The 8,668-nt window shown below is 33.7% G+C and carries 7 protein-coding genes and 1 other annotated feature; of the genes, 2 read left to right on the plus strand and 5 right to left on the minus strand.

Going from position 1 to position 8,668, the window contains the following annotated elements; genetic code table 11:
* The 4 genes from JJE11_RS09470 to argB all read right to left on the minus strand — a co-directional run.
* On the minus strand, positions 1 to 1,268 hold a 1,268-nt coding region (locus JJE11_RS09470; protein WP_291634926.1), incomplete at its 3' end, for a dihydroxy-acid dehydratase.
* Between the two features lie 288 nt (positions 1,269 to 1,556).
* Positions 1,557 to 2,756 (minus strand): tryptophan synthase subunit beta, encoded by a 1,200-nt coding sequence (gene trpB / locus JJE11_RS09475; protein WP_291634917.1) that lies wholly within the window; start codon positions 2,754 to 2,756, stop codon positions 1,557 to 1,559.
* An 87-nt stretch (positions 2,757 to 2,843) separates the two neighbouring features.
* Positions 2,844 to 3,084 (minus strand) — a binding site (T-box leader).
* Positions 3,085 to 3,329: 245 nt separating this feature from the next.
* Positions 3,330 to 4,502, minus strand: a complete 1,173-nt coding sequence (locus JJE11_RS09480) for an aspartate aminotransferase family protein (RefSeq protein ID WP_291634928.1) — start codon at positions 4,500 to 4,502, stop codon at positions 3,330 to 3,332.
* Positions 4,502 to 5,368, minus strand: a complete 867-nt coding sequence (gene argB, locus JJE11_RS09485; RefSeq protein ID WP_291634929.1) for an acetylglutamate kinase — start codon at positions 5,366 to 5,368, stop codon at positions 4,502 to 4,504. The genes JJE11_RS09480 and argB overlap by 1 nt, the downstream gene beginning before the upstream one ends.
* Before the next feature lie 222 nt (positions 5,369 to 5,590).
* Between argB and argC the strand changes: the two genes are divergently transcribed.
* Positions 5,591 to 6,628: an N-acetyl-gamma-glutamyl-phosphate reductase gene (gene argC / locus JJE11_RS09490; protein ID WP_291634919.1), complete on the plus strand. Its 1,038-nt coding sequence runs from the start codon at positions 5,591 to 5,593 to the stop codon at positions 6,626 to 6,628.
* Positions 6,629 to 6,797: 169 nt separating this feature from the next.
* Positions 6,798 to 7,331: a GNAT family N-acetyltransferase gene (locus tag JJE11_RS09495; protein ID WP_291634921.1), complete on the plus strand. Its 534-nt coding sequence runs from the start codon at positions 6,798 to 6,800 to the stop codon at positions 7,329 to 7,331.
* Between the two features lie 27 nt (positions 7,332 to 7,358).
* Here JJE11_RS09495 and JJE11_RS09500 read toward each other — a convergent pair.
* The coding region (locus JJE11_RS09500; RefSeq protein ID WP_291634924.1) for an MATE family efflux transporter at positions 7,359 to 8,668 on the minus strand (1,310 nt) is incomplete at its 5' end.

An 8,668-nucleotide genomic window follows, 5' to 3' on the forward strand; every position in this document is an offset into this window, starting at 1 on the left:
GCTATTATTTCACCGCTCATAATTGCCGTATTTGCATCTTCTTCGCAGTCAAATACTCTTGCAGGTCCTTGGTGCTTCATCATCTCTGCTACAACTGCAGAACGTTTTACAACGCAAGAGTCTGGTGCCAAATTCCCTTTGAGCACTGCTATTCCACCTGTCTCACTGTATGGATTTTCAATTGGCCTAATAATATCGTTATTTGTATTGTTGCAGCCTTTAATATTTTCTGATACTGTTTTTCCTGTGCATGTAATTATATCTGTTTTGAGTAGGCCCTTTTTGTCAAGCTCATTCATAACAGCGTATACACCTCCTGCTTCATCAAGGTCTTCCATAAATGAATCACCCGCTGGTGCAAGATGGCAAAGGTTTGGGGTCTTTGCACTAATGTCATTTGCAATTTCAAGATTAAGGTCTAGGCCTACTTCGTGAGCAATTGCTGGTAAGTGAAGCATACTGTTTGTGCTACAACCTAGTGCCATATCTATGGTCAATGCGTTCATAAATGCATCCTTTGTCATAATGTCTCTAGGTTTAATGTCTTTTTTTAGTAGATCCATGATTTGCATACCCGCATGCTTTGCTAGCCTTATTCTTGCTGAATATACAGCAGGTATAGTTCCGTTGCCTTTAAGTCCCATTCCTAGAGCTTCTGTTAGGCAGTTCATACTATTAGCCGTAAACATACCTGAGCATGACCCACAAGTAGGACAAGCTTTCGTTTCGTATTCTTGTACATCTTCCAATGACATTTTGCATGCTGCATGTGCACCAACTGCTTCAAACACTGAGGATAGGCTTGTTTTCTTTCCGCCGACTCTTCCTGCAAGCATTGGCCCCCCACTTACAAATATTGTTGGAATGTTAACTCTTGCTGCTGCCATCAAAAGCCCTGGTACGTTTTTATCACAGTTTGGTACCATTACAAGTGCGTCGAATGCATGGGCCATTGCCATTGCTTCTGTAGAGTCTGCGATTAACTCCCTAGTTGCAAGGGAATATTTCATTCCTTGATGCCCCATGGCAATACCATCACATACTGCTATGGCTGGGAATACTATAGGAGTTCCCCCTGCCATAGCAACGCCAATTCTCACTGCGTCTACTATTTTGTCTAAGTTCATATGTCCTGGCACAATTTCATTATAGGAGCTAACAATGCCTATTAGTGGTCTTTTAACTTCTTCCTCTGTCATCCCCAGTGCATTAAGCAAAGATCTATGAGGAGCCTGCCCGATACCTTTTTTTACTAAATCACTTCTCATTTTCATTTCATTCCTTTCTATTTTAAATTCATTGTATAAATAAATAACATTATAAAATCCATTTATATCATTATAATCTAACTTTTATATTGATACTTATGCTAATATCCAAATATATTACTATGAATCAAATATCAAAATATTCCTATTTATATCAATATATTAAGATTAGTCATTTTATGATGTTTTATTGCACTGTGCGCATAAAAGCCACCATTACAACGGTGGCTTTTTATACTGTTATTATTTACTTGAATATCCCTTATCATTAAAAATATCTTATATAGATTACAAAGGACTTAAAATCATTCCCTCCGCAAGCATTTCTTTTACCTGCTCAACATCTTTATCTCCTCTTCCTGAAAGATTTATTATTATAATTTTATCTTTTGGAAGTGATGCTGCTAACTTTATACCATATGCAATTGCATGTGCACTTTCAATAGCAGGAATGATCCCTTCAACTCCTGAAAGCTCTACCAATGCTGCAATTGCTTCCTTATCTGTTACAGATACATATTCTGCTCGTCCTGTTTCTTTATAATTACAGTGCTCTGGGCCTACACCAGGATAGTCAAGACCTGCTGCTACTGAATAAACAGGAAGTGGCTCTCCATTTTCATCTTGGATGTTATAGCATTTAAACCCATGAATAATACCTATTGTACCTTTTGTCATAGAAGCAGCATGATCATTAGTATCAAGGCCCTTACCTGCTGGTTCAACGCCAACCATTTTTACATCCACATCATCAAAGAATGGGTGAAATAATCCAATAGCATTACTACCACCACCTACACATGCTACTAAATAATCTGGAAGTCTGCCCTCAGATTCTAAAATTTGTCTTCTCGCTTCAATTCCTATGATACTTTGAAACTCTCTAACCATAGTAGGATATGGATGTGGACCTACTGCTGAGCCTAAAAGATAGTAAGTATCACTTGCATTTTTCACAAAATCATTTAAAGCCTCGTCAACAGCATCCTTTAATGTTGCAGTTCCTGTTGTTACAGTTACAACCTTTGCTCCTAAAAGCTCCATTCTAAAAACATTGAGCGCCTGTCTTTTTGTATCAACCTCTCCCATATATATTGTACAATCCATTCCAAACAATGCACAAACTGTGGCTGTTGCAACACCATGCTGACCTGCTCCTGTCTCCGCTATTATCCTCTTCTTGCCCATTTGTTTTGCAAGTAGTGCTTGACCTATAGCGTTATTTATTTTATGAGCCCCAGTATGGTTTAGATCTTCTCTCTTAAGATATATTTTTGCTCCATCATTTTTTTCACTTAACTTCTCTGCATAATATAGTGGATTTTCCCTACCTATATATTGCTTTTGATAATAAGCAAGTTCCTTCAGAAACTCCTCGTCAACAATACATTGATAAAACGACTCCTCAACATCTTTTAAAACCTTTTGTAATGGCTCTGGAACAAATGCCCCTCCAAATTGTCCAAAATAACCCTTATTCTTTTCCATAATAAATCCCCCTTTTTTATTTAGATAGTTTAAATTCTATCTCTTTTTTAATTCAAAAAACAAAAGCCCTCTACGTGCTGTAAACACATAGAGGGCGAATATACTCGCGGTACCACCTCAACTTACCCTTGTAAAAACAAAGGCATCTCTCCAATACAGGAATAACTCCGATATCATATCCATATAACGGTGGAATCCGTGTCCCCTACTATTAATTTCGGTTCCCTCTCGTAAGTCCATTCAAAATGTTCTAAAATATCAGGCTCACACTATTCCTGAATCGCTGTAATTGTCAAACAAATTTACTCTTCTTACTCATTGATTTTTCTGCTTTTTACTATTATATGGTGAATTTTTGAAATTGTCAATATAATTTATAATATTTTTTCTACTATGATTCTTACGATTAACTGAAAGTGAAGATTCCACTGGAATTGTTAGTCTAGATATGATTTAAGGGATTCCCCTACTTGGGAATCCCTTTTAATATTTCAATATTTCTATTCTTTTCAGATTATCTTCACTTATAACCAAATTGTTTTAGATTTGTAATTACACTATCAGATCTGAATTTTAAACGGCCATTTCAGACATTACTACATCAATAATATCTAAAGCCTGATCAATCTCGATCTTTGTTACATTTAGTGGAGGAAGTAATCTTACCACATTATCTCCAGCTGCAATCACAAGTAGTTCCTTATCAAAACACGCTTTACAGAATTTCTTTGTATCGGTTTTTATTTTTATACCTATTAATAGACCCATACCTCTTATTTCATCTATTATGCCATATTTCTCCTTAAGTTTAAATAGCTTTTCCTTTAAATACATGCTTTTATCGTCAATTTCATTTATAACTCCGCCATCTACAAGTTCAGTTAAAACTGCGACACCAACTGCACATCCAAGAGGATTGCCGCCAAATGTACTTCCATGATCACCGGGAACGAAAGCAGTAGAAGCTTTTACATTAGTAATAGTTGCTCCAATTGGAAATCCACCACCAAGTGCCTTCGCGATGCAAATTACGTCAGGAACAACTGAAAATTTCTTATAAGCAAAAAGACTTCCAAGACGTCCCATTCCACATTGTACTTCATCAAAAATTAATAGAGCATCGTATTTATCACACAGACTTCTTGCCGCCTCTAAAAATTCTACACTTGCTGCACTTATTCCGCCTTCTCCTTGAATTGGTTCTATTATTATGCCGCATACTTTTTCATCAAAATTCATTTTCAAATCAGAAATATCATTTAAGTTCACTTTTCGTGTGCCTTCAATTAAAGGACGAAAATCCCTTTGATATTTTTCTTGCCCTGTAACAGAAAGCGCACCCATTGTTCTACCATGAAAAGAATTGTCCATATATATGAATACATTTTTATCTTTTGTATCTTTCAATGTTCCATATTTTCTTGCTATCTTGAGTGCTGCCTCAACAGCTTCAGTACCACTATTACAAAAGAAAACCTTGTCATGATCACAATTTTCTATTAATTTTTCTGCAAGTAGTGTGTGGGTAGGATTCCAATAGTAATTTGAGCTATGAATAAGCTTACTACTTTGCTCTTTTATCGCGTTTATTATAGCAGGATGGCTATGACCAAGGCAATTTACCGCAACTCCAGAAACAAAATCCAAATATTCACGTCCAGTTGTATCAAAAATCTTACATCCAATTCCTTTTTCAAAAGTAACATCATATCTTCCGTAGGTGTTCATTATACTATTTTTCATTATTAATTTACCCCTTTCTCTATTATAATTTTCGTTCCGCAATTTTTAATTATATTTAATAACAAACTATGTTTTTCTCTCCCATCTACCAGATGAACATTTTTAGCACCTTTATTAATTGCAGCTACGCAACATTCTAACTTTGGAATCATGCCCCCATAAACGACACCACTATCTATAAATTCTTTAGTTTCCTCTACTGTGATTGATGACAAAAGCGTTGATGGATCAGTTATATCCGTGTATACTCCGTCTACATCTGTCATAATCAGGAATTTTTCTGCTTTTAGCACACCACTTATAAATGCAGCAGCATAATCTGCATTTATATTGTAACTATTTCCTTCTGCGCCAGTACCTATTGGAGAAATAACTGGGATATAGTTACTTTTAAGTAAATTAATCAATATCTTTGTATTAACATTAACAACCTCACCAACGAAGCCTATATCAAGCTTTTGATTCTTTTCATTAACAAACTTCTTTTTGGCTCCAATTAAATTGCTATCTTTACCACTTATACCTATAGCATTTAATCCTCTCATACTTAAGCTCGATGATAATTTTTTGTTAATATTTCCCGATAATACCATTTCTACAATTTCCATAGTTTCACTGTCTGTAACTCTAAGTCCTTTTACAAATTTGTTTTCACCACCAGTTTTTTCAATCCACTTATTAATTTCAGGACCACCACCGTGTATTATAACTACCTTAATACCTACCTTAGTCATAAGTGCCACATCTTCCACAAATGCCGCTGTAGCTGCATCATTGCCCATTATACTTCCGCCATATTTTATAACAAAGGTTTTACCCTCATACTTATTGATTTGTAAAAGATCTTTTATATTTAAATTACTATTCATTGTCATTATAACCTCCAACTTAGTATTTAACTCTTATTAATTTTCATTTATTTTAAACCTATTTGAATAATTATACACCATTTTGAATAAATATGCAAATAAATATTGATTTTTTTTCTTTTTTGAATAATTATTCAATATATTATTCAACATTTTATTGATTTTTTAGTTGTTTTATTGTATAATTCTTGTTATAACTAAATTTAATAACGAGGTGATATTATGATAAAAGCTGGAATAATCGGTGCTACCGGCTATGCAGGCGAACAATTAGCATGGTTTTTATACAAGCATCCCAATGTTAAAGTAGATTTTTATTCTTCTCATAATTATGCAGACATTCCTTATAATGAAATTTATAATAATTACAATGGTTATATAGAAGATATCTGCGTTAATATTGATACGGCTATAAGTAAGCTATCAAATATAAATGTTCTTTTCATTGCTATGCCGCACGGAAAATCCTTTAAAATAACTGAAAAAGCATTATCGCTTGGAGTAAAAGTAATCGACTTAGGTGCGGATTTTAGACTTAAATCTAAGGATGAATATGAGCAGTGGTATGGAGTTAAACATGAAAGCTCTGGACTTCTAACGAGTGCTGTTTATGGTCTTACTGAATTAAATAGAGAATCTATTAAGAAGTGCAACTTATTAGCTAACCCAGGTTGTTTTCCAACAGCTACTATATTAGCACTTACTCCACTTCTAAAAAACAACTTAATTGATATAAACTCCATCATAGTTGATGCTAAATCCGGAGTATCAGGGGCTGGTAGATCTGCAAACATTGGTTCTCTTTTTACAGAATGCAATGAATCAATTAAAGCTTATGCAATCGCTAGTCATAGACATACCCCAGAAATTGAGCAAGAACTAAGCAAAGTTTCAGGAGATAACGTAATGATAACTTTTACGCCTCATTTAGTACCAATGAATCGTGGGATTTTATCAACCTGTTATGCTTCATTAAAAAAAGACGTAACTACAGAGGATCTTCTGTCTTTATATAAAGATTTCTATAAAAATGAATATTTTATAAAAATACTTAATGGATTACCTGAAACTAGATGGGTAAGAGGTTCTAATTTATGTCATATAGGGCTAAAAGTAGATAAACGTACAAATAGAGTAATTTTAGTATCTGCTATAGATAATTTAATAAAAGGAGCCGCTGGTCAGGCAGTACAAAATATGAATCTTATGTTTGGCTTTGGTGAAACTACAGGACTCGAGATTATTTCCATGGCACCTTAAAACTTCTTTAAAGGACATTCAATAAAATAGTTCTTCTGAATCAGTTAATAATGCATCTTCCTCGAAGATGAACAACATCTTTTAGGAAGTTGCTTTAACAATTTCTTAACGAAATACATTTGTATATAATAACTCACATAATAATATGATATTGGAGGTAGTTAAATTAATGGGCAAGAAAAATTTTATAATTAGAAAAGCGATTACCAGTGACATTGAAGCAATACGAAAACTCGCAAGGATATCTTTTAGAATATATACCGAAAATGCAGGAATTACAGCATTGACCAAACCTCTTGTAGAATCCTATCAAGATATAAAAAATGCTATAGAAACTACTCATGTTTTTGTAGCTCTATATAAGAAAAAAGTTATTGGTAGTGTACGTATTGCAATCAGACCAGATAATACTGCTTATCTAAGTAGATTTGGTGTTTCATCACTATATCAAAAAAATGGTATTGGTAAAATATTAATGAACGAAGTTGATAACTTAATGATAGAACTCGGAATTACGAACTTATATCTTCATACTTCATCCAAAATGTCTTCACTTATTAGATTTTATTATAGAAGTAGCTTCTATATAGAATCAACCGCTAATGATCGAGGTTATATTAGAGCATTATTATGCAAGGAATATGAATCAGAAACGCTTGAAAATCCCTTAGAAAATATAAGTTGTGACAGCGCAGTAGTTTAGAATTGTTCTTTGCCTACTACTCTTTAATCAATAAGATTTAAGTTTTTTAATGCTTTTAAAAAGAAAAAATGAGGTTAGTGCTGTTGAAATCACATCTGCACAAGGTTGTGAAAACCAAAGTCCATCTAATTTGTAAAATAATGGGAGTATAAGAATAAGTGGAATTAGCACTATTACTTGTCTTAATATACTCAAAAGCATTGAGGTTTTCGCTTCATTTATTGCTTGAAAATAGCTTGCTCCTATTATTTGAAATCCTAGTATAGGTAAAACTATTAAATCAATTCTAAGTCCACGTGCACCCAGATTTATTAATTCTGGCTTATTACCAACAAATGCGCCAATAAGCGGTTTAGCAAATAATTGTACACCGATAAATCCAATTATAGAAATATAAGTTGCATAAATTATGGCAAGCTTTAAAACTTTTAGAACTCTTGGATACAATTTTGCCCCATAATTATATCCAATTATAGGCTGAGTTGCTTGACTAATACCAAATATAGGCATAAAAATAAGCATCGATATGCTGTTTAATATTCCCATAGCGGCTATTGCGCGATCCCCTCCATAAGTGCCAAGACCCTTATTATATAAAATAGCTACGAGACTTGATGCAATCTGCATAGAAAAAGGTGCTATGCCAATGGCAAAAATATCCTTTATAATATGTGTATCAATCTTCAAATTGGCTTTCTTTATTTTGAGTATGCTTCCACTATTTTTAAATGTAAAATATTTCAACACCCATAGAGTATTGAAAACTTGAGAGATTATAGTTGCTATTGCAGCCCCTTGAATCCCCATATTAAAGACGAATATGAATATTGGATCTAAAATAATATTAATAATTGCACCAAATATCATTGTAAACATTGCCATTTTGGGATTACCCTCAGCCCTAATTATGTTATTAATACCAAATCCTATATTTTGAAAAACAGCTCCTATAAGTATGATTTGTATATATGTTTTTGCATAGGGTATATTATTTCCGCTTGCCCCGAATAATATTAAAAGTTTATCCAAAAACAAAACTCCAAATAAGCCAAGTACTAATGATATTATTGTTATGAGTATAACTGCATTTCCCAATATATTATCTGCTGCATCCTTATTTTTTTCTCCCAGTCTTATTGATATTACTGCACTAGCCCCTATACCTACAAGCATTCCAAAAGCCATTATAATAACTGATATAGGAAATGTGATTGCCAGTCCAGAAAGTGCATCGGTTCCTACCCCTTTAATATGTCCTATATACATTCGGTCTACAATGTTATATAAAGCATTTACAATCATTCCTGTTATAGCTGGCACCGAAAACTTAAAAAGTA

The sequence above is a fragment of the Clostridium sp. genome (genome assembly GCF_016650095.1).
GTDB lineage: Bacteria > Bacillota > Clostridia > Clostridiales > Clostridiaceae > Clostridium_AD.

What these genes read in the sequence shown, in the direction of transcription:
- trpB (WP_291634917.1), bottom strand. Translation starts at nt 2,756, where the DNA reads ATGGAAAAGAATAAGGGTTATTTTGGACAATTTGGAGGGGCATTTGTT.
- argB (WP_291634929.1), bottom strand. Translation starts at nt 5,368, where the DNA reads ATGAATAGTAATTTAAATATAAAAGATCTTTTACAAATCAATAAGTAT.
- argC (WP_291634919.1), top strand. Translation starts at nt 5,591, where the DNA reads ATGATAAAAGCTGGAATAATCGGTGCTACCGGCTATGCAGGCGAACAA.
- JJE11_RS09495 (WP_291634921.1), top strand. Translation starts at nt 6,798, where the DNA reads ATGGGCAAGAAAAATTTTATAATTAGAAAAGCGATTACCAGTGACATT.